This window comes from Syntrophotalea carbinolica DSM 2380 (assembly GCF_000012885.1).
Classification (GTDB): Bacteria; Desulfobacterota; Desulfuromonadia; order Desulfuromonadales; family Syntrophotaleaceae; genus Syntrophotalea; species Syntrophotalea carbinolica.
Map to the genome: position 1 here is coordinate 2,090,870 of NC_007498.2, position 22,333 is coordinate 2,113,202.

Annotated in this window: 19 protein-coding genes; 2 read left to right on the forward strand and 17 right to left on the reverse strand. The window is 43.2% G+C overall.

The window, feature by feature from the left end:
• Window positions 1–19 precede the first annotated feature (19 nt).
• Both PCAR_RS09935 and PCAR_RS09940 read left to right on the forward strand, forming a co-directional pair.
• Window positions 20–307, forward strand: coding sequence for a type II toxin-antitoxin system Phd/YefM family antitoxin (locus tag PCAR_RS09935; protein ID WP_011341524.1), 288 nt, complete (start codon window positions 20–22; stop codon window positions 305–307).
• Window positions 304–633, forward strand: a complete 330-nt coding sequence (locus tag PCAR_RS09940) for a type II toxin-antitoxin system RelE/ParE family toxin (RefSeq protein ID WP_011341525.1) — start codon at window positions 304–306, stop codon at window positions 631–633. The genes PCAR_RS09935 and PCAR_RS09940 overlap by 4 nt, the downstream gene beginning before the upstream one ends.
• Before the next feature lie 63 nt (window positions 634–696).
• Here PCAR_RS09940 and PCAR_RS18650 read toward each other — a convergent pair whose 3' ends face one another.
• The 17 genes from PCAR_RS18650 to PCAR_RS10010 all read right to left on the reverse strand — a co-directional run bounded on the left by PCAR_RS18650 (window position 697) and on the right by PCAR_RS10010 (window position 22,245).
• The gene (locus PCAR_RS18650) at window positions 697–855 is read right to left on the reverse strand and encodes a hypothetical protein (RefSeq protein WP_281047630.1); all 159 of its coding nucleotides are present in this window, start codon (window positions 853–855) and stop codon (window positions 697–699) included.
• 825 nt (window positions 856–1,680) lie between these two features.
• Window positions 1,681–2,652, reverse strand: coding sequence for a transposase (locus tag PCAR_RS09950; protein ID WP_011341526.1), 972 nt, complete (start codon window positions 2,650–2,652; stop codon window positions 1,681–1,683).
• A gap of 346 nt (window positions 2,653–2,998) precedes the next feature.
• Window positions 2,999–4,351 (reverse strand): phosphomannomutase/phosphoglucomutase, encoded by a 1,353-nt coding sequence (locus tag PCAR_RS09955; protein WP_011341527.1) that lies wholly within the window; start codon window positions 4,349–4,351, stop codon window positions 2,999–3,001.
• A gap of 42 nt (window positions 4,352–4,393) precedes the next feature.
• Window positions 4,394–4,777: a four helix bundle protein gene (locus PCAR_RS09960; RefSeq protein ID WP_011341528.1), complete on the reverse strand. Its 384-nt coding sequence runs from the start codon at window positions 4,775–4,777 to the stop codon at window positions 4,394–4,396.
• A 188-nt stretch (window positions 4,778–4,965) separates the two neighbouring features.
• The gene (locus tag PCAR_RS09965) at window positions 4,966–6,471 is read right to left on the reverse strand and encodes a mannose-1-phosphate guanylyltransferase/mannose-6-phosphate isomerase (protein ID WP_011341529.1); all 1,506 of its coding nucleotides are present in this window, start codon (window positions 6,469–6,471) and stop codon (window positions 4,966–4,968) included.
• Between the two features lie 109 nt (window positions 6,472–6,580).
• Window positions 6,581–6,955 (reverse strand): NUDIX domain-containing protein, encoded by a 375-nt coding sequence (locus PCAR_RS18395; protein ID WP_081425048.1) that lies wholly within the window; start codon window positions 6,953–6,955, stop codon window positions 6,581–6,583.
• Window positions 6,956–7,645: 690 nt separating this feature from the next.
• Window positions 7,646–8,395 carry a glycosyltransferase family 2 protein gene (locus PCAR_RS18400; RefSeq protein WP_011341530.1) on the reverse strand — a complete coding sequence of 250 codons (750 nt, stop codon included), beginning with the start codon at window positions 8,393–8,395 and terminating at the stop codon, window positions 7,646–7,648.
• Between the two features lies 1 nt (window position 8,396).
• On the reverse strand, window positions 8,397–8,927 hold the full coding sequence (locus PCAR_RS18655; protein WP_011341531.1) for an acyltransferase: 531 nt from the start codon (window positions 8,925–8,927) through the stop codon (window positions 8,397–8,399).
• Window positions 8,924–10,099 carry a glycosyltransferase gene (locus PCAR_RS18405; RefSeq protein WP_011341532.1) on the reverse strand — a complete coding sequence of 392 codons (1,176 nt, stop codon included), beginning with the start codon at window positions 10,097–10,099 and terminating at the stop codon, window positions 8,924–8,926. Before PCAR_RS18405 ends, PCAR_RS18655 begins: the two co-directional genes overlap by 4 nt.
• A gap of 147 nt (window positions 10,100–10,246) precedes the next feature.
• Entirely contained in the window at window positions 10,247–11,623 is a 1,377-nt protein-coding gene (locus PCAR_RS18660) for a hypothetical protein (RefSeq protein ID WP_011341533.1), read from the reverse strand.
• A 60-nt stretch (window positions 11,624–11,683) separates the two neighbouring features.
• Complete coding sequence (locus PCAR_RS18410) at window positions 11,684–12,892, reverse strand: glycosyltransferase family 4 protein (protein ID WP_011341534.1); 1,209 nt, start codon at window positions 12,890–12,892, stop codon at window positions 11,684–11,686.
• A 33-nt stretch (window positions 12,893–12,925) separates the two neighbouring features.
• Entirely contained in the window at window positions 12,926–14,032 is a 1,107-nt protein-coding gene (locus PCAR_RS18415) for a polysaccharide pyruvyl transferase family protein (RefSeq protein WP_011341535.1), read from the reverse strand.
• 364 nt (window positions 14,033–14,396) lie between these two features.
• Complete coding sequence (locus tag PCAR_RS19130; protein ID WP_041531341.1) at window positions 14,397–14,966, reverse strand: acyltransferase; 570 nt, start codon at window positions 14,964–14,966, stop codon at window positions 14,397–14,399.
• A complete protein-coding gene (locus tag PCAR_RS09995) occupies window positions 14,963–16,483 on the reverse strand; it encodes a lipopolysaccharide biosynthesis protein (protein WP_011341538.1) in 1,521 nt (506 codons plus the stop codon). Before PCAR_RS09995 ends, PCAR_RS19130 begins: the two co-directional genes overlap by 4 nt.
• 365 nt (window positions 16,484–16,848) lie before the next feature.
• A complete protein-coding gene (gene galE / locus PCAR_RS10000) occupies window positions 16,849–17,862 on the reverse strand; it encodes a UDP-glucose 4-epimerase GalE (protein ID WP_011341539.1) in 1,014 nt (337 codons plus the stop codon).
• A gap of 248 nt (window positions 17,863–18,110) precedes the next feature.
• Window positions 18,111–19,940: a glutamine--fructose-6-phosphate transaminase (isomerizing) gene (glmS, locus tag PCAR_RS10005; RefSeq protein ID WP_011341540.1), complete on the reverse strand. Its 1,830-nt coding sequence runs from the start codon at window positions 19,938–19,940 to the stop codon at window positions 18,111–18,113.
• A 901-nt stretch (window positions 19,941–20,841) separates the two neighbouring features.
• Window positions 20,842–22,245 carry a UDP-glucose dehydrogenase family protein gene (locus PCAR_RS10010; RefSeq protein WP_011341541.1) on the reverse strand — a complete coding sequence of 468 codons (1,404 nt, stop codon included), beginning with the start codon at window positions 22,243–22,245 and terminating at the stop codon, window positions 20,842–20,844.
• Window positions 22,246–22,333: the final 88 nt, after the last annotated feature.

The following is a 22,333-nucleotide window of genomic DNA, read 5'->3' on the forward strand; positions in this document are numbered from 1 at the left end:
CAAAATGGAGGTTCCAGCGATGAAACTGAGCGAATCCGTTAAACCGATTACTTATTTCAAGGCCCATTCGGCTGAGGTTTTAGGCCATCTCGACCAAGACGGCAACGCCCTGGTTATTACTCAAAATGGCGAAGCGAAAGCCGTGATCATGGGCATCCGTGAATATGAACGCCTTAAAGACACCATTGCGCTCATGCAGCTCCTGGCGCAAAGCGAGCGCAGCCTCCGGGAAGGTCGCGGCAAAACCTTGGATGAGGGATTTGAAGAGCTTTGGAAGAAAATTGACCATGAGGAAAAAAAGGGATGAAAACCTACCAGGTTGTGCTTGCCCCCGATTTCCTTTCCGATCTTTTTGAGCTGTATCGATATGTGGCCCTCAGAGATGGCAAGGATAGAGCCAGAGATTTGGTACAAAAACTGGAAAAAGCCGCTCGACAGCTCAAAAATTTCCCGGACCGCGGCCACGCATTGCCGGAACTGGTACCTATGGGGATCCAGGACATCCAAGAAATCACCAACGGTCCTTATCGGATTATATATAAAGTGCTGGACAACGCCGTTCACATATTGGCCTGCATCGATGGCCGCCGGGATGTTGAACAGGTTTTGATACAGCGAGCCTTAAGTGTTTAAGAGACAATGGATCATCCTACCCCCCTGCAGCCTCTGTTACCACACGATTAATCAACAAGTCACCTACTGACAAAGCCAGCGATATTTTCGAACAACCTTACCGAGGAGGTTAAGGAAGGCCTCACGGTCTTTGTCGTCTCCAAAGATTCCCTGCCGGGCGTTACCCCGCGAAGTAAGGTGATAAACAGCCCCAGGGAATTCAATGCGTAAGGAACGAGCCATGACTTCCACCTCTCCTTCCATCAGGAATTTAGCGTGAAAAGCAGCATTGCAAGACCTGACCCCAGAGCCTTCCAAACAAAAAAACTTTTCCGTCTGCTGCGATAAGTCAACAGGTCACCTACGTCCCCTCTGCCCCCCTATCATCAGTAGTTAGCGTGAAAAAGTGGCATTGCAAGACCTGACCCCAAAGCCCCTCCCTGACAAAGCCAGCGATATTTTCGAACAACCTTACCGAGGAGGTTAAGGAAGGCCTCACGGTCTTTGTCGTCTCCAAAGATTCCCTGCCGGGCGTTACCCCGCGAAGTAAGGTGATAAACAGCCCCAGGGGATTCAATGCGTAAGGAACGAGCCATGACTTCCACCTCTCCTTCCATCAGGAATTTAGCGTGGAAAAGTGGCATTGCAAGACCTGACCCCAGAGCCTTCCGCTGTGAGTCCCCAAGGGGACAAGTCGGGGACGTTCTTGCTTTAGTGCATTAACAACCTGCCCACAACACCTGAAGATCGCCCTTGGACTGAAACAGCTCCTTACCTCGCCTGGCTGCCCGACTCACGGAAGAACCGCAGATACCAAGCCTCTTTCCGACCTCTACACCCGAATAGCGCAGTTTGGCCACGGCCAGAAAACAATAAACAGCACGGGCAGATGAAATCGTATCTTGTCGACCCCGCTGACCGAGCCCCCCCCGGTTTTACTCGGAAAAAATCTTCAATAATTCGCTGCAGTTCTTCCAATGATTTTCGATCCTGCAATCGTCCCTTGAGATCATTCTGCTCACTAAGGGTTTCTAGGGGACAAGTCGGGGACGTTCTTGCTTTAGTGCATTAACAACCTGCCCACAACACCTGAAGATCGCCCTTGGACTGAAACAGCTCCTTACCTCGCCTGGCTGCCCGACTCACGGAAGAACCGCAGATACCAAGCCTCTTTCCGACCTCTACACCCGAATAGCGCAGTTTGGCCACGGCCAGAAAACAATAAACAGCACGGGCAGATGAAATCGTATCTTGTCGACCCCGCTGACCGAGCCCCCCCGGTTTTACTCGGAAAAAATCTTCAATAATTCGCTGCAGTTCTTCCAATGATTTTCGATCCTGCAATCGTCCCTTGAGATCATTCTGCTCACTAAGGGTTTCTATAAAACCACTACTTCCGAGTACCCGGTTGTCGAAAACAACTGCATCTGTTTGGCTTTCTTGTCGCTTTGACAGTTTGCCTACCAGATGGGGTTGGTCACCCATCCCGGAACCATCTGCAACGAATCGACGATACAAATCCCGTGACAAGTCCATTTGTCTTCCAAAGTGCGCCAGGACTGCCTCCACGGAGTGCCCCGAAACGTGCGCATTGCCGAGAATTGCCTGGTGGCCGCACCAAGGGTATCGCTCTAGCTCATCCAAGTCTGACACAAGGCCGGCCCGGAGAGGATTAAGATGAATGTAGCGAATCAATTCCAAAAAATAGGTTTCTTCTTCGCACACAATTGACTTATAGCGGTTCTGGAACAGATGCCCGGATCGATTATGGCGGAGATTGAAATAAACGGCATACCCGGTAAGCAGGCGACGCATGAAGCGAGAAAGTTCCATCCGGTTGCAGCGCAGCAACAGATGGAAATGGTTCGGAATCAGTGCCCATGCGTAGCAATCGGTTTCAGTTTCGACCAGTAATCGGTCAAACCTGTCAACAAAACGCCGGCGATCACCATCATCGAGGAATATTTCTGATCGTTCGATCCCGCGAACGATGACATGTTGAAGCAGGCCCGGTATGTCAAGACGGGGTTGTCGTGGCATTGGCCAAACATATCATTAATTTATCCTTAATTCAACCCAGCTAATGCACTAAAGTAAGAACGTCCCCGGGACTCCCCCAGATAACGACGGATGCACACGGATAAAGACAAATGCCTCGACCCAAAAAACCGGACTTTGGGGTTAAATCAGATGTTAATCCCTGCAGTTTCCGCGGCATCCGCGTTCTATTGCCTTTGAGTTGAATTTACCGCAGAGATCGCTGAGAACGCAGAGCAAAATCTAGATCTTATCTTAAACCAAACAACAAATTCCTGGTTTTTGCCTCTCTCTGCGTCCTCCGCGCCCTCGAGTGAGCGAAGCGAACGGGCGGTAATATGCCTTTAAACTAACGCGCATCCATCATGCCTAGGATTTCCTGCGTCTTCTGCTCCATCAACCCCTGATCGCCGCGGGTTTCGACATTCAACCGCACCACCGGCTCGGTATTGGAGCAGCGCAGATTAAACCGCCACTGATCGAACTCCATACTCAATCCATCCGTAAAATCGGTTGCTTTCGCACCGACACGATAATGATTCTCGATGTTGGACAGAGTTGCAGCAGGATCGCTCAGGCGGCGATTGATCTCGCCGCTGGCGGGATAACACTTGATACGCTCTCCCACCAAACTGGAAAGAGGCTGGCCACTGCGGCTCATGAGTTCCGCAACCAGCAACCAGGGAATCATGCCGCTGTCGCAGTAGGCAAAATCCCGGAAGTAATGGTGAGCGCTCATCTCACCGCCGTACACCGCATCCTCCTGGCGCATGCGTTCCTTGATGAAAGCATGGCCGGTCTTGCTCATAACCGCCGTACCGCCCAGCTCCGATACCTGATCCATGGTATTCCAGGTCAGACGCGGATCATGGATGATGCGGGCGCCGGGATGGTGCTGCAGAAACACCGCCGCCAGCAATCCCACCACGTAATACCCCTCGATGAAGCCACCCTTCTCATCGAACAGAAAACAACGATCAAAATCACCATCCCAGGCAATCCCCAGATCCGCACCGTGGGCCACCACCGCTTCGGCCGTGGCCGACCGATTTTCCGGCAGCAAGGGATTGGGAATGCCATTGGGAAAGGTGCCGTCCGGCTCATGATGAACCTTGATGAACTCAAAAGGCAGATGCTGCTCCAGCTGATCCAGTACCGGACCGGCACAACCGTTGCCGACATTGACCACGACCTTCAAAGGCCGCAATGATTGCCGGTCGATATAACCCAGCAGATGTTCGATATAACGCGGTCGGGTATCCAGAACAGTGCGGGTACCGCGTTGTGCCGGCGGAGCAAATTGGTTGTCCTGAGCCAACTTCCGAATAGCATCCAGCCCACTGTCTCCACTGATGGGCCGCGAGCCCTGCCGCACCAGTTTCATGCCGTTGTAATCCATGGGATTGTGACTGGCCGTCACCATGATGCCGCCATCCATCTCCTCGGCGAAGGTGGCGAAATATATCTCTTCCGTACCACACAAACCGATATCAAAAACATCCGTCCCGCCGTCTTGCAACCCATTAGCCAGCGCATCACACAACGCAGCACTGCTGAGCCGCACATCCCGACCCACCACCACCCGGCCCGGCTTCAGATACTCGGCATAAGCCCGGCCAATACGATAAGCGATATCCTCATTCAACTCATCCGGCAAACGACCGCGGATGTCGTAGGCTTTGAAGCATGTTAAATTCGTCATTTGTCACCTGTCCTTGGTCATTTGTATAAAAATCGTCTTTTATCACTTGTCATCAGTCATAGTTTTTTGGGCACCAATGGAACGCAGGTAGGCGTTGAGTTTGGGCGCAAGTTCCTGCAACAGAAGCTTGGTGGAGAGAATATGATCTTCAGTCAGCAATCCACGATTATAGGCCCGACGCAACCAATGTCTGACTTCGTAAAGGGAGCCTCTGGCTATTCGTACAAATCGTCGGTTATCCTGATAAGAACCCCGACCAGTTCCTTCAGCGATATTAGCCCCTACACTGTCAACAGCACGAACCAACTGTTTTCCAACGGTATCCTTGGCCATATAATCCCATTCCGAAACAATCTTCCAAATATCATCCGCCAATTTTTCAGAAAGCTGATATACCCGCAGCTCCTCAAACCTTCGAGTGGTCATCTTTCCTCTCCTTGATAAGCTTTATTTATCCCCTCTAATCTACCATTTATTAAAGAAAGCCCCAAGAAGAAAGGCTATTCCGACATTAATCAGGGGGAAACAAAAATCATGAAAGGAAAGTTAAGCGTAAGCGACCACAAATGACAAAGGACAAGTGACAAAGGACCCGTTTTGATGATCTATACGGCCTACCGGCCGTACAGATCATCAAAACGCACAATATCATCTTCCCCGAGATACGCCCCGGACTGCACCTCAATCAACTCCAGCGGTATCAAACCGGGATTTTCCAGGCGGTGCTTCACACCGAGAGGGATATAAGTCGACTGGTTTTCGGAAAGGACCAAGATTTCATCACCCTTGGTGATACGGGCCGTGCCTTTGACCACGATCCAGTGTTCAGCCCGATGATGATGCATTTGCAAAGACAGGCTGGCACCGGGATTTACCGTAATGCGCTTGACCTGAAACCGATCGCTTTGGTCGATGCTCTCGTAGCTGCCCCAAGGACGGTTGACCCGACGGTGCAGCAACGCCTCGCCCCTGCCCTGCTCTTTAAGTTGCTCGACAATAGCCTTGACGTCCTGGGCCCGATCCCGCCGCGCCACCAGCACGGCATCGGCTGTTTCCACCACCACATGATCCTCAAGCCCCACCGCAGCAACCATGCGACCGCTGGAGTGCAGATAACAATTGCTACTGTCGTGGGTCAACACATCACCACGCATCACATTGCCGGCACCGTCAGCCTGCCCCACTTCCCACAACGCCGACCAGGAACCAACATCGCTCCACCCCGCATCCAGCGGAATCACCGCAGCATCGGCAGTCTTCTCCATCACCGCATAGTCGATGGAATCCTTCGGACAAGCCCCAAACGCCTCCGCATCCAACCGAACAAAATCGAGATCCCGCTGCGCCTTTTCCAATGCCTCACGACAGCAACTCAGCATTTCCGGAGCAAACTTCTCCAACTCATCCAGATACCGCGACGCCCGGAACATAAACATACCACTGTTCCAGTAGTAATCGCCGGAAGCAAGGTAATGCTCTGCCGTTTCAGCATCGGGTTTTTCAACAAATTCAGCGACGGCAAAAGCCGTCGGGTCATTAGTCATTGGTCCCTGGTCCTTTGTCTTTTCCAAATGACAAGTGACCGAGGACAAAGGACCGCCTTTACACAAATGACAAGTGACAGATGACAAAGGACACGCGCGATCAGCGCGTATGTACCCATACCCTGTCTCAGCCTTAGTCGGCACAATCCCAAAAGTCACCAACTTACCAGCCTCAGCAAGCTTCGCGCCCTCTACCACAGCACAACGAAAACTCTCAGCATCAACGATCACATGATCAGCCGGCAATACAAGCAAAACCGGATCATCCCCAGCACCCTGCGCCTGCAAGGCAGCTACAGCAACAGCCGGAGCGGTATTACGTCCAACCGGCTCCAACATTATTGCACCGGCAGGGCACCCTGCCTGGCGCAACTGCTCCGCCACCATGAAACGATGACTTTCATTGCAAACAACCAACGGCTCGACCAGGTTTTGTAGACCATTAAGACGCAGCTGGGTCTCCTGCAGCATGGTAGCCTCGTTAACCAGAGGCAGAAGCTGCTTGGGGTAAAGCTCACGTGATAAAGGCCAAAGACGGGTACCGGCCCCACCGGACATAATTACCGGGACAATCATTTTTCCTCCAAAAGTACAAAGCAATAACAACTGTAAATAAGCAGTCGTAATTTGATATGTGGTTCTAACACTTCACACCTAACTCTTCACTCCTCACCCAACGCTACTCTCACCTAATCCCATTTGAAGGTAGAAAGTAATCTTTAGTATGAGCATGAACGTTTGGGTCGCCGCAAATTTCAGCAGTCGAAAACCAACAATACTCACTATGCTGCTGATCCGGCAAAGACTCCAGCGTTTCGACTTTCAGAGAAAATGCCGCCACAACATAGTGTGTACTGAACTCTTCCGAGCAAGCATTATATGCATAAAAGTGTTCGTACATGCCCAAAAAACGGCAGTCAGCCAAGGTGAGACTTCTACTAAGTTCGGCCAAAGAAATTCGGATTAAAACCTCTTCCAGACGCTCATTTTTATAAACCCGCCCACCAGGCACAAACCAATACCCCTTAGCAGACACATTCGTGCGTAATCCCAATAACAATTTCGGAGCAGGCTTTCAAAAACGCATTTTCGCTACCTCCTTTGAACCTTTTAACGTTATTTAAATCTGTGCATTCGATGGTTTAAGGGTTTTCATCAGCAACCTGAACTAGAAAAAGTTCGACACTGTATTGCGTTTTATCCAAGAAGATCCCGACTAGAGATCCCAGGAAAAGACATCTATAGCGACAAAAAGATACTCATTGGGCAGTGTCTGGTCTTCGCCCATGAACAAGGGAAGGCGTTTGTTATCGGAGTGGACCTGCTCTCATGGATACGCATTGTTTTAACATCTGGCTTCACGTTTGCATTTCTATGAGTTTGCGCTCCACCTTAGCCAGAAGTTTTACCCATACTTTAAAGTGGAAAAACGATCATTACCACTTCTTCATGGGAAGAATTGTTATTTTATGTTTCAAACCGATGTTTTGTAGATCGTTACCCGCGAACTCGGTAAAGTACTTCCAGGCAGCGAACTTTGCACTCGCCTGCCTGCCATAACTGACAGATCTTCTGACGGTCATGAGACATTAACATAATAGCGTTGTGCATGACCATGTTTACAAAATACTTCACTTGCAATTATTGGGTTCTATAGACAACGCGTAAAATTCTTACAAATATGGAGAAAAAGTATTTGGATCCTACGGCAACAATTTTTATAGGAATACATTATTTTTATTGATAGGCATCAAATGATTTTCTTTTTGAATCCTTTATAAGAATAAAAGAAAAAGTTCTTTAGACTACAGATTAAAGATAGCTTTTCAATATTTCTGTAAATACGCCATTGAGAATATGCTTTTTTAAATTTAGAGGAAGAGATAGAGCCAGATCTTTCCCGATATAAAGCAAGAGGACAATTTAATCCATATGCGATATGTCCTCGCCTAAGAATACGAAGCCAAAGTCCATAATCTTGGCCTCGTCGTATATCAGGCATATACACCTTGCCAAGATATTTACTGTCATACATAGCAGTAAGACACCCTATTACACACCCTTTTAAAATTTCATTATAATTAACTTCATTAGGTACATCCACCATCCGCCCTGACCGAACTCCGTATTCATTTATTTTTTCATAACTAGAAAAAGATAAATATGCATTTTTGTAACGCATAAACTCGATTTGTTTTTCTAGTTTTTCTGGCATCCATAGATCGTCAGAATCAATAAATGCAATATATCGACCTTGAGCTGCCTCAATAGCCATGTTTCGTGCTAATGCGGCACCAGAGTTTTTAGTAAGCCTAAAACACTTAGCTCTAGGTTCACTTGAACAGTATTTCTGAATAATTTGCCAAGTATCATCAGTTGAGGCATCATCAACTAAAATGTGCTCCCAGTTAGTAAAGGTCTGTTCAGATATAGATTTAATTGTTTCCAAAACAAAAGGGGCAGAATTATGACAGGGTGTAATTATAGAAACTTTGTCCATTTTAGTATTTAACCTCACGATGAAAATATTTTATAAAGACAGCTGGATTGCCAGAAAAAAGACTATTTTCATCATCTGAACGCATTCTATATGTAGAGTTTGCCGCCAATACAGAATTTTGCGGAAATTCTGAGCCAGGCAAAACAACACAGTTTCCACCAATCCAGGACCCTTGCAAGATAACTACGGGTTTCCTTTTAGATAAACCAAAACGATATCCGGTTTTATCTTTATAACTATGATTTCCATCTGTAATAACAGAGCCCACACCAACTAAAACATTACTACCTATGGAGACAGAGCACCCGGCTAGTATAGTACAATTATGAGCAACAAAAACATTTTCACCAACTGATAGAAACTGTAGTCCACGGATAAGAGCACTTGAACTAACTTGAAAGTTACGACCAGATGATTTCATTCCTAAAGAGTATAAAAAGCCTCTGAATGACATTAAAAATGGAATATCAGGAAAAAAGTAGGTTGAAACCCTTACAATATAGGAATAAATTAAAAGCAATGAGTGTTTCACAGCATATCCTTATATGCAATATCAGAGAAATCATTAAAGAATGCATCAATGGATCTAGATTTGGAAAATATATATGCATTTTTGCAAACAATATCGGCGTATGTTGGATCCTTAACTAATTTAATAATTGCATCTTTAATCATCATAGGGTCTTTGACATCGACCAAAATTCCACGATCCCTAGCAAGCAAATTTGGAATATTTCCAACATTTGTGGATACTACAGGTAAACAATTAGCCATTGCCTCCAAAATCACTCTAGGACTTCCTTCCGATAAGGAAGGCAAGACAAAAATATCACTAGATCTATAAAGATTATATATATCCTCCCCCAGAGGCAAATAACCATGAAAAAAAGTTGAGCATGAAATATCAAGAGAAGAAGAAAGCCGCTTTAAATGTGAAATATATTCACCATCACCTACAATATCTATGGTAACTTTCATTTTTTCTTTATGAGTCAGATAGCTAACAGCTTCAAAAAGAAAATCAAGTCCTTTTGCTGGACGAATAAACCCGACATAGAGAAGCTTAATCGGAAATTCAAAAGTGGTTATAGGTCTATAATTGTTTAAATAGGAGGAGCTAGTTAACGTTGATTCATTTAAAATAGTAAAGCTACAAAACCCGAATTTTTCAAGTGAATTTTTCAGGCCCTCACCGTTACAAGTGGCAGTATTTTTCTTTGCAACATATAAAGTCAAAAGGTATTCTGGTAAAAACAAAATTGTTTTTAAAATTTTGAAAAATATACCGTCATTTATTTTACCCCATATAGCTTCTATAGGATTCGATGCATAATGGTATACAAGCTTTGTATTTCTGCCTTTGTAAATGTGAAACAACCATGAAAAGGGCTCTGGAGTTCTTAAATATGCGATATCAAATGTAGTTGACAACATTTTTATTGACTTATATATACACTTAAAATACCTCAAAGAAGATAAATATGATTCAAATCGCGGAAGAAGATTTACTTTGATTGTCTTATTAATTGGTACATCCGTGTAATGATATTCCTTCTCTTTGGATAAAAGAATAACATCACTAAAATAACTTTCGCTCTTTTTCAAATATTCATTATGTAGTTGTGATATATAAAAAACACCATTTTTGACAGATACTCCCCAATTACAATAAAAAAGTAATTTTTTATTCCTGTTTTTTTCCATAAAAACAACCTATACCATTTGAAATAAAGGCAATTGATATCAAAACGTCATTTATATGCTTCTGGCCAAAATTTTTTATATTTATATTAAATTTTACGACAGTAGATCATTTTCCCCTATAATCAACAAATTTAAATTACATGAACATCACATCCCAACAGATTGTGTACGTATCTTACATATTCTGGCAAGAAAATAACAAACCATACCATAACTTGCGATAACAAAAACTGACCAAGGAATCCCCCTACCTGAATAAGCTAAATCAAATGCTATTACAGAAAGATAGGCAATCCCAAAAGGAGAAGGTTTCTCTATAACAATATTATTCAATAAACTATATATATATCCAACAACTGCCATACCAATAATTAGCGAGACAAATCCAAAATTCATAAAAAAATCAACAGCAATTGGTACTGTTGCCGCTCCAAAACGATTACCATATTGAAGATAATAAACTTCTTCACCAAAGCCAATAAAGGGTTTATTTTTCCATATTTTACGTGGAATAAATTGTATAAGACTATGGTAAAAGGATCGTCCGCCCAAAAAGCCCCATCGTTCAACACCACGTATAACAGACACAGCCCCAATTTCTAAATGCGACATTCTTTTTGAAACAGCTAATATAGAAGATGAAAAGGCAGTTAAAACGTTCCCATCAGGCATGTCTTGTTTCATTTCAATAGAAGTCATGACGTCTTGCGCAAGTGTAACTCTTTCTTTTCCTACAGCATCCACTCTTTGCTTGGACATTACAAGCTTAACCTGTGTCAAGAATGGATAAGACACAACAAATAAGAGAATAACTGTACCTAAATTTAAAATTAATTTCTTTGGTTTAAATTGACCTTCGATTAATATAGAGCAAATTATTACAGCAATAATCGGAAGAAAACATGCTGCTCTTTGACCAGAAAGCAGTCCTAAACCAGAGTAGATAAAAATAATTGCCCAAATATACTTAGCTTCTTCCTTTCTCGCTACAACCAACCTGGACAACATACAAATAAATCCAATTGTTGATAATTGCCCTAAAAAAGTGGAAGAAAAAGACGAGTTTGAATAGGCTTGATGCACTGCCCTAGAGAAGAGGCCTACAATTATCAAACAATTAGTGATGATAATATATTTCTTTCCATATGTGTATTTACATTCCAACCTTTTTGGTCTACCAGTGATAAGAGCCCCCAAAACAAACATAAACCAACCTATTAGACCAACGGTAAAACTAAAACACAACTCATCAGGAGCCTTGGGGCACAAATCATCTAGTAGACTAGGATTTAGACCAACGATAACACCTCTTATTAAATAACCTATTGAAAACAACAAACTAAAAAATAAAGGAAGCAACTTATTCATTTTAAAAAAAACAACAAAAATAATTATAGCAGAAACAAGAGAGAGCCCTGAAGCCCATAGCAACCCATTATAACTGCTAAAAATATTACAAATTGAAAGACTAAACCCAACGCATACAAACAAAAAAAACAAGGCCACTTTTATATTATTCTTCATGGAATATCGCTAAGTCAACAGCCCTAAAATATAATTTTGTAAAATTTTAAAATTATACTATCAAGCTTCTTGATTGATAATAGAATCAAATTTAGAACAGACTGATTCCCAGCTAGCATTTTCAACAGCCCATTTTCTAGCATTATTCCCAACTTCTATAGCATATTGTGGTTTTTCAATAAGAGAAACCAATTTTCGAACAAAAATATCAGGATCATAATCAGAGACTATAGCATCCATGCTACCAAGCGATAAGCCATTGAAACTTTCCTGAGTACCTAAAACAGGAAGACCACATGATAAGGCTTCCAAAACTTTATTCTTAACTCCCCCCCCTATCATAAGAGGCGCAAGATAAACCCAAAGATTATTAAGCTCTTCTTCTAAGCTATCAACATAACCCGTAAATTGAATCGAGGAATTTAAACAATGTTTTTTCAAGGAATCAACAGAGCTTGATGGTCCGCCTATAATTTTTATCAAGATATTCGGGAAATACTCTTGAATTCTGGGGGCTATGTAATTATTTAAATAATGAACAGCATCTCTATTCGCCTCATACGATAAATTACCATGGAAACCTAGAGTGGGTATTTTAGATTTAAAACTCGGTAAAGGCTTAAATTTTTTAACATCCACACCATTACAAAGAATTTTATATTTCCCATTAAATTTTGAATAGCTTGCATCTCTTTCACTTATAAATATAACATCATCATAATAGGGATAAACAGTTCGATCGATAAACTCACTACCCTTTACACTATTCCTATAATAAAGCTTTTTCAGATGACTGTGATGATTTTCAGCAAGAGTTTCGAGGACAAGACTCATGCAATCGCAAGCATACAAAATTCTCCTTCGAACAAAAGGGCAAATATCCTTGAGTATTAGAGCCAGAGCTGGATTCCAAACAATAATTACATCAGGTTTCCATTGTTGACAATAATCACTTAAAGCTTCTTTGAAAATTTCAAAATATGCTTTATTACGGGCATAAATGCCAGCTGGATATTTACTAAATAAAAATCCTTTTAAATAGTCAAATTTTGAGAGCTTTGGTAAGTCGAGAACTTTTACACCAGAATTACATACACCCAAACTTAATAATTGCCTACCATCCATAGGTCTAGAATCGGTAACATCTCTGGGAAAGAAAAATCTTAAATCATGATTTTTCGAAAGCCTTTTCAATATTTCATAACGATTAATATTGCCGCCATCATAGGGAGGTCCAAGCCAACTACATATATTCATGATTTTCTTCATTTTAACTCCAAAATTACTTTGTATATAAAACGATTATTCGTCAAGCCATGTCCAATTTTTAAAGGCTAACTCCAATGCCTTGCTAGGACTCAAAATAGGCCCTGGGATTTTTCCATCTAAAATCAATCTAACAGAATCGGATAATTCAGATGGATCAAAAGAAACACTATCAAATAAACAACTGGATGGAACACCAATATCATTTGCCCATTGATTACATTTTTCATGATAACTCAGTATAATAGAAGGTATATTAACTACATAAGAAAAAATAGCTGAATGCAACCTCATAGCAACCATTGCTCGAAGATTAGATATTGCTCGAAGTGCAATACCTGGATTCGAATGATAGGAGATGTGGGTTACTTTGAACCTCTTATCAATCTTACCTATAATTTCATTATGAATTTTATGATCACCAAATTTGTAGTGACCATTAAAGTCGATAAATATCAACTCTTGGACTTCATTAGGGTCCAACAAGTCAATAAACTTTTTTATCTTTTCTCTACGTATAATTTCTCGTTTTGTATCCCCTCCGACAAAACTTTCGTAATCACATAGAGCAAAACCTATACCCTTTTTAGGTTGAGTATTGATTTTTGAGTTAAGATTATTAGAAGACAAAAGTGGTAATAGCGGTGCAAGATCAAAAGTTTTTTCACACCTAATATTAGGGCAAATATCTGTTACAATATCGAAACTCAACTGGTCACGGACACCTACAAAGCTTAGATTATTAAATAATTTAGCACAGGCACGCTCAGCATTTAGATCACGAAATGGCCCAACACCAACACCAACAGCAAAATGCAACCCCTTCCCAGCAAACTTGACAAATTGAGCCATTTTGTTAATGTACTTTGCCGTATGAAAAACCGATCCACCACCAAAAACAACAGAACTCGAAAGGGAAGCAGCTAAATAAGCACGCAAACTATTCTCACCACGAAGGAAAACTTTCGATCTATAAACAGGAGAAAACCCATCCCCTAGGTATGGATTATTTATTTTCGTAGAGGTTGCGAACACCTTTTGGACTTTTAAATATTTTCGTACCCCCCAGTTGCAAACAGAAAGAAGAGCATCATCTCCCGTATTTTTCATTCCATAGTATCCGTATAAAAACGCCGCGTTCATTTTCTTCTCCAATTTATATCTGCAAGAGGTTGAAAATTCGATCATTATTTACTATTTTTGGCATAGAAATGCTCGAATAGATTTCTTATAGCACCATACGTTCAATGCTCATGTAAGGCTGGAGAGTAATTTTCTACTTTCTCATCTATAAGATATCTCCAGCCAATGTCACACTTCCATAATAGTCTGAGTTTCTTGTTTGGCCTTACCATTGGACTGCGACCGATATTTTTCGTAAAGTTCTGACCGATCTAAACCTGAGAACAACGAGAAGCTTTTTGAATCATACGCGTGACAATAATTATGATTGACCATGAATACCCAAAGCCCTTACCATACAGAGAATATAGAAGAATCCCTCAAACTAATCAATTTGACAAACTTCAACTTTCTCAACATTATGAATTTGTTTATTCATGAAATAGTACATATTTTTCTTAATACATTTTCTATAATCTTCCATATCCCTTGAGCCTATAATATGAGCTGGATTTCCACCAAGGATTGACCCAGGAGGACAAGACTTTGTTACAACAGCTCCTGCACCGACGATACTTCCTTCTCCGATTGTTACTCCTGGCATTATTATAGCTCTAATTCCAATCCATACACATTTTTCAATTACAACGGGCTTCAGTAGTTCAACATTATCATATGGAACCATATCGGCCTCTCTGTATCGATGCAATGATGTTAATATTGTAGTCTCCGGAGCAATAATAACATGATCACCAATTAACAATCCGCCACGACCGATAAAATTGCACTTAGGTCCAATATAAACATAATCTCCTATGGATACTTTTTTCTTATATGAAATTTTGGTAGAAAAATGTATTTGCGTACCGACACCACACTTTATAAGATTTTTGAGAGAGGTTTTCGACACCTTGTTCCTTAATAAGGTATATAATTTATGTATAAAAATCATCATGCCCTCTTTAATTTTGGAATCATCTTCGCAAAACTCTCTTTTTCTTCATGAGTAACAAAAATTTTCCATACAAAAGTCATATAAATTATTGAAACAAACAAACAAAAGGGAATCAGCCTAAACCAAGATCCAAGATCAATAATAGATGAAACAAAATAACATATTAAAGTTAACATGGTAGTCATTATCACAATTGGCAATAATTCGCTCATAAATGTACCGTAATGTCGTCCGATAATATGGGATCCATATAATGGTGTAAAAAGAACATTTCTTATTGTTAAGACACAAATCCCAGCTATGGCTATTCCATACAAACCTAACCCCATATGAACTGAAAAAAGAATTGCGAGAAATAGGTTAGCAAGTCCAGATAATATTTGAACGAGACCTGGTATTTTAACTTTGTTTGTTGCAGTTGAAATATTATGAAGAGGAGAGTATCCTAAGTTTAAACATAAAGGAGCTGTCATAAGGGTAAGGAGGGGAGCATGTTCAACAAACCCAGCCCCCAACCAAACCTTTAGAAGGGGACTGGATAAACCACTTACACACCCTATAGGGAGAGCTATAAACAACCCAAGATATTTCACTGCCTTCCTAGAATACTTAATTAATTCCTCTATCTCATTTTTAGCATATAGTATAACTATCGTTGGCCCAAAGACTCCTGCAATTGTAAGAGCAAGACTTCTAAATAGGATAGACCATTGAAGCAAAGACGCATATATACCACCCGATTCTACCCCAAATAACTTATTAATTAAAAATAGATCGATATTTAATAGCAAAAGGGTGCCAACTTGGCTTACAGATACCCAACCACCTGCAGCTGTTAGCTCTTTCAATGAGGAAATATTATATTCTCTTATATCAACATAAAACTCAGGAGTTAAGTGTTTCCATACAAACAAAGAAATAAGAAAGGAGGCCATACTAGACAAAAACATTCCAAATCCAACATAAGATATTTTTGCACTATAGTTGGTAAACAATACTATTACAACTCCAACCCTAATCAATGTTTTTATTATTATAACACTATTTCTTAGGTCAAAACGGTTTTTACAGTAAGTTGAAACCTCAAATGGAACGGAAATTATACTAAAAAAAATCATTCCTGATGTAAATAAAAGAAGTTTACTTGCCTCGATCTCTTGACCAATAGGAATACTTAACATCCTACTAGGCGTCAAAGCTATCCATAAACATGGAAATAACAATATAAGCCCAACAGTAATACTTGAAAATAATGAAGTATTAAAATATATATTAGCTTCTTTAAAATCTTCCCTAGCAATTGATACTGCTATAAACCTACCAACGGCTGCATTGAACACTAGAGCGAAAACAGTAAAATATGTACCTATTGTTGCACATAAAGGTATCAAACCATATCCAGATACCCCAAGATTATCAATTAAATAACGAGTATAAAAAATACCCACTATAACATTAAGAATAAAGTTTATAAGATTAAAAGACAGATTTCTTACTAGACTTCCATTTTTTCTCATAAGCTTTTTCCAGAAGAGGGCAACTGGCCCTTGTTGATGTGTTAAAAAAGAACAATACAGAAGTTCTTAGTCATTGAAACTAATAACCAATGCCCCCCAACTAACACAATTTCAAAATGGAGGCCAAATACACGGTATTTACAAAACCTAAGCTAGGTAATCCGAATTTTTCTCTTTATAATCATAATCAAAAATTCCAACATTCTAGGATACAGGCAATAGTACTACCAGTAAATTTCTTGCCCCGGACTACACCTGCCTAAAGAGGATCTCAGCCCTATCGCCTTTAAAAAGTGAAGATTATAGGATCGAATCTCCAATGAGATAAGCATTTTAAAAATGCTCCCCTTTGAATATTACCCTATTTACTCGTACCCATTCGGGTTCATCCGCTGCCAACGCCAACCATCGCTACACATTTCATCCAGTGACCGGCTGGCTCTCCAACCAAGCTCATCTTCTGCAAAAGATGGATCTGCATAACAAGCAGAGATATCACCAGATCGCCTACCAGCAACCTGACAAGGAATTGTCACCCCTGAAACCTGTTCAAAACTTCGAACAACCTCCATGACACTGTATCCCTTCCCCGTCCCCAAGTTGCACGTCACGAAACCTGAATCAATCTCTATTCTTTTAAGAGCCTTAAGATGTCCTTGAACCAGATCAACAACATGAATAAAATCACGTACTCCAGTCCCATCCGGCGTAGGGTAATCGGAACCAAAGATAGTCAATCGTTTACGCCGCCCCACGGCCACCTGTGTGATAAATGGAAACAGGTTGTTAGGCGTCCCTTGCGGGTCCTCTCCTATAAGCCCGCTGGGATGAGCACCAACAGGATTGAAATAACGTAAAAGAGCTATCCGCCATGTGGTGTCCGATGCGTATAGATCCCGCAGCATTTCCTCGATAAAAAGCTTAGTACGACCATAGGGATTGGTAGCACTAAGAGGAAAGTCCTCTCGAATCGGCAAACTGGATGGGTTGCCATAAACAGTTGCAGAGGAACTGAATACAAGTTGTTTTACACCAAACTCAGCCATCACCTCACATAGCACAACGGTTCCGGAAATATTGTTCTGATAGTAGCTGAGCGGCTTTTCAACTGACTCCCCTACAGCCTTTAGTCCTGCAAAATGAATTACAGCATGAGGACGATGTTTTGAAAAAACCAGCCAGAGACTCTCGCGATTACAGATATCAACCTTCTCGAAAGTAGGATTCCGGCCAGTGATCTGAGCAATACGATCCAGAGCCACAGCGGAGCTGTTGCTAAGGTTGTCGACTACAACCACCTCATAACCTGCCTGCAGAAGCTCGACAACGGTGTGAGATCCTATAAAACCAGCACCGCCGGTGACCAATACTTTTGACATTTAAGATTCCTATTTTGTATCTGCCATCGCAATGCAATTTGATGATGGCTAGTGATATTTCAAAGCGTTGAATAGTACGAGTATTAAATCCTAAAATCAAAGCCATCTCAAAATGAATAGGACGCGGATAATATCTTATGCGCGCGGATTTTCGCAGACCTAGACCCAAAAACATGATTTGAGGTTAAATCAGATTTTTATCCCTGCCGTTTCCGCGGTATCGGCGTCCTATTGCCTTTGATACCCCCCTACTCCACCGTCACACTCTTTGCCAAATTCCGCGGTTGGTCAACATCGGTGCCACGCAACACAGCAAAATGATACGCCAGGAGTTGAAGAGGTATCGACGTGAGCACCGGCATGAGTTCATCGGCAATTGAGGGGATGGGCAGTACGACATCGGCTTTGCCCTTCAATCCATCATCAGCACAGTCGGTGATCACTACAACCTGCCCGCCGCGTGCCCTCACCTCTTCCATATTGGAAAAAACCTTCTCAAAGCTTTCGTTCTGGGTGGCAACCACCACTACCGGCAGCTGATCATCGATCAGGGCAATGGGACCGTGCTTCATCTCCCCTGCAGGATAGCCCTCGGCATGGATATAGGAGATTTCTTTCAGTTTAAGCGCCCCCTCCAAAGCAATCGGATACTGATTACCGCGCCCAAGGAAAAGAAAATCGGTGGCCTGCGCATAAATACGCGCAATCTCCTCCATATGTTCACAAGCTGCAAGGGTATCCTGAATTTTTGAGGGAAGCGTTTTCAGAGCGGCGATTATTGACCCCAGTCGCTCATCCGTCAAGGATTTCCGCGCACGCCCGAGGCGCAGGGCCAAAAGGATGAAGGCTACCAGTTGAGTGGTAAAGGCTTTGGTCGAGGCAACGCCGATTTCGGGACCGGCGTGGGTATAGATCACCCCATCACTTTCCCGTGCGATGGAAGAGTCAACCACGTTACAAATGGCGACCGCTTTGCCTTGCTTCCCTTTTGCCTCGCGCAAAGCCGCTAGGGTATCGGCCGTTTCGCCGCTCTGGCTGATCAAAATCGTCAAAGTGCCTTCATCGACGATGGGATCACGGTAGCGGAATTCACTGGCGATATCGACCTCGACCGGGACGCGAGCTAGTTTTTCAATCAGAAACTTACCGACCAGAGCCGCATGCCAGGATGTACCACAAGCGACCAGGAAGACTTTTCGGAAACTCTGGAGTTCTGCATCACTCAGCCCGAGTCCCTCAAGTACCACGTCGGCCTGATCATCGGGAATGCGACCAGCAAGGGTATCAGCAATGGCGCGGGGCTGCTCGTAAATCTCTTTGAGCATGAAGTGGCGGTAACCGCCCTTCTCCGCCATGGCCGGGTTCCAGGTGATGGTCTTTGGCAGGCGGGTGACCGGATTACCTGCGAGATCCATAAGGGTCATGGTATTCCCAGCGAACCAGGCAAGTTCGCCATCCTCGAGAAAGATCATCTCACGGGTATGCTTGAGAATCGCCGGGACATCGGAAGCGACAAAGAACTCCTCCTGACCTTGCCCGATTACCAGTGGAGACCCGGATCGGGCTGCGACCATCTTGCCCGGTTCCTGTTCGCACAGTACCGCGACAGCGTAGGCACCGCGCACTTCGGTTAAGGTCTTCCGCACAGCGCTGAGAAAGTCTCCGGACTCCCGATAAAAATCCTCAACCAAATGGGAAATAACTTCGGTGTCGGTATCGGAACTAAATGAATGCCCCTTCTCAATCAATCTATCTCGAAGGTCAAGATAATTTTCGATGATGCCATTATGTACGACAACAATCCCATCAGCGCGGTGCGGATGAGCATTCGCGACAGAAGGCCGTCCGTGGGTTGCCCAACGGGTATGGCCGATGCCACAGCTGCCGCTAACGGGATTACTGGTCAGCAAACGCTCCAGGTTGACAAGTTTTCCTTCGGCGCGAAGGACTTCAATGCCCTTGCCGTTCTGGGTTGCGATACCGGCGGAGTCGTACCCGCGGTATTCGAGTTTTTTCAACCCATCTATAATAATAGGCGGAGCCTGGCGCGCCCCGACATAGCCGACTATGCCACACATAATTTTTCGTTCCCAATCCCAACAAATATTGAATGTAAATTTGTCCGTTGTCAGTGGTAACCAAGACAACGAAGTTTATCCCTGCTATTTCCGCAGCATCCGCGCTCTATTGCCCCTCAGTCAAAACCTCTTTGAACACAGATAACAGCGGATGCACATAGATACAACCTTACATCCATAACAAAAACTCGGATATTGACTTAGATTTCAAGGTATTATCCGCCGTTATCCGATTTTATCTATGTTCACCAACATGCCTTTTGCTTTAAAACTTAAATTCCTAACGGTACACGGATCACATCTGATGCGCACGGATTTACGCGGATCAACCCTAAACCAAACGCCTTGGATTGATCAGACTTTTATCCCTGCCGTTTCCGCGGCATCCGCGTTCAATTGCCTTTCAATCAAAACCTCTTCGAACACAGATAACGGCAGATGCACACAGATAACACCTTACTACCATATCTAAACCCCGGATATTGCCTTAGACTTCAAGGTATTATCCGCCGTTATCCGATTTTATCTGTATTCGCCAACATGCCTTTTGCTTTAAAGCTTAAATTCCTAACGGTACACGGATCACATCTGATGCGCACGGATTTACGCGGATCAACCCTAAACCAAACGCCTTGGATTGATCAGACTTTTATCTCTGCCGTTTCCGCAACATCGGCGTCCCATTGCCTTTGATGTTTGGATTTATTCAAATTTATCCGGCTATTATCCTCACCGTCCACAAGTATGTTTTTACAAGCAATCTCCCAACCAATTTATTCTTCTAAAATAACTATTTACGGTGCCTCCCCAAGCAGTTCGAAAAATTTCGATGATATCGACAAATTGAGGACGTCACTTAAGTTCATTTTTAAACAGGGAAGGATCTGCGACCATAATGGATCTAAACTATCGCAACGGTAGGTATGCTCTCGGATAGACTTTCGGAAACACCAGCAACCCGAGAATAATCACCACATCGACCAATGCCCCAATATTCAAACCCCTCAGATTTCATCTCTTTGGGGTCATACTGATTCCGCCCGTCGAAAACAACCGCTTGGCTCATCAACGAGCTCATCACTTTAAAATCTGGGTGGCGAAACGGTTTCCATTCAGTGACCAGCGCCAATGCATCCACGTCATCCAAAGCATCATACTGATGTTGGCAAAGAACCAAAGCACCCTTTTCAAACCAGTCTTTGGGAAGCTCTTGCATAGCTACATCCATTGCCTCGGGATCGTATGCTTTGACCTTGGCGCCGGAATCAATTAACTGCCGCAGCAGCACGACAGATGGAGCCTCCCGCATGTCATCCGTACCGGGCTTGAATGCCAGGCCCCAAAGGCCGAATGTCATGCCAGAAAGATCTGATCCAAAACGGGCAACAATTTTACGGAAGAGAACGTTCTTTTGATCCGCATTGCGCTGATGAACGGCGTTAAGGATCATAGGTTCAAGGTCGTTTTCCTCTGCCATGCTAATTAATGCGTTGACGTCCTTAGGAAAACATGACCCACCATAACCGCAGCCAGGATAAATAAAAGGGAACCCGATACGCGAATCGGAACCGATGCCTAAGCGAACTTTTTCTACATCGACCTGTAAAGCATCGCAAAGCCCTGCAATTTCATTCATAAATGAAATTTTGGTAGCAAGCATGGCATTGGCAGCGTACTTGGTCATTTCCGCCTCACGAACCCCCATCATGACCATACGGTTATGGTTACGGCAGAAATCAGCATAAAGATTACACATGATGTCGCGAGCCTGGTCGCTGTTGCAGCCAATGACGATACGGTCGGGCTTCATGAAATCGTCTACGGCAGCCCCCTCCTTGAGAAACTCAGGATTGCTTACCACATCAAAAGCAATATCTACACTACGCTTATCGAGCTCATCCTGGATCACGGCGGCTACCTTTTCCGCCGTACCTACCGGCACTGTCGACTTGTCGACAATAACAGCATATTTATCCAGACACCGCCCGATCTCCCGGGCCACGGCCAACACATGGCGCAGATCTGCAGAACCATCTTCACCAGGCGGAGTACCAACGGCAATGAAGTAAACCTGGGAATCGGTCATCGCCTCGGCCAGAGAGGTGGTGAAACGCAGACGACCATCGGCCAGATTTGAAAGAATCACAGGCTCAAGGCCGGGCTCGTAAATGGGGATCCGCCCCTGATTGAGATCCGCTATTTTCTTCTCATCAAGGTCAACACACGTCACATGGTTGCCCATCTCGGCAAAACATGTACCAGTCACCAACCCTACATAGCCAGATCCTATAATTGTCAAATTCATAACTCGTTGCCTTCCAATCCATTAGCTGCAATTAAATTTAATAAAATGTTAGTCTCTTGACTCTTTCAAACTTTCTTGCAAAGGGGAC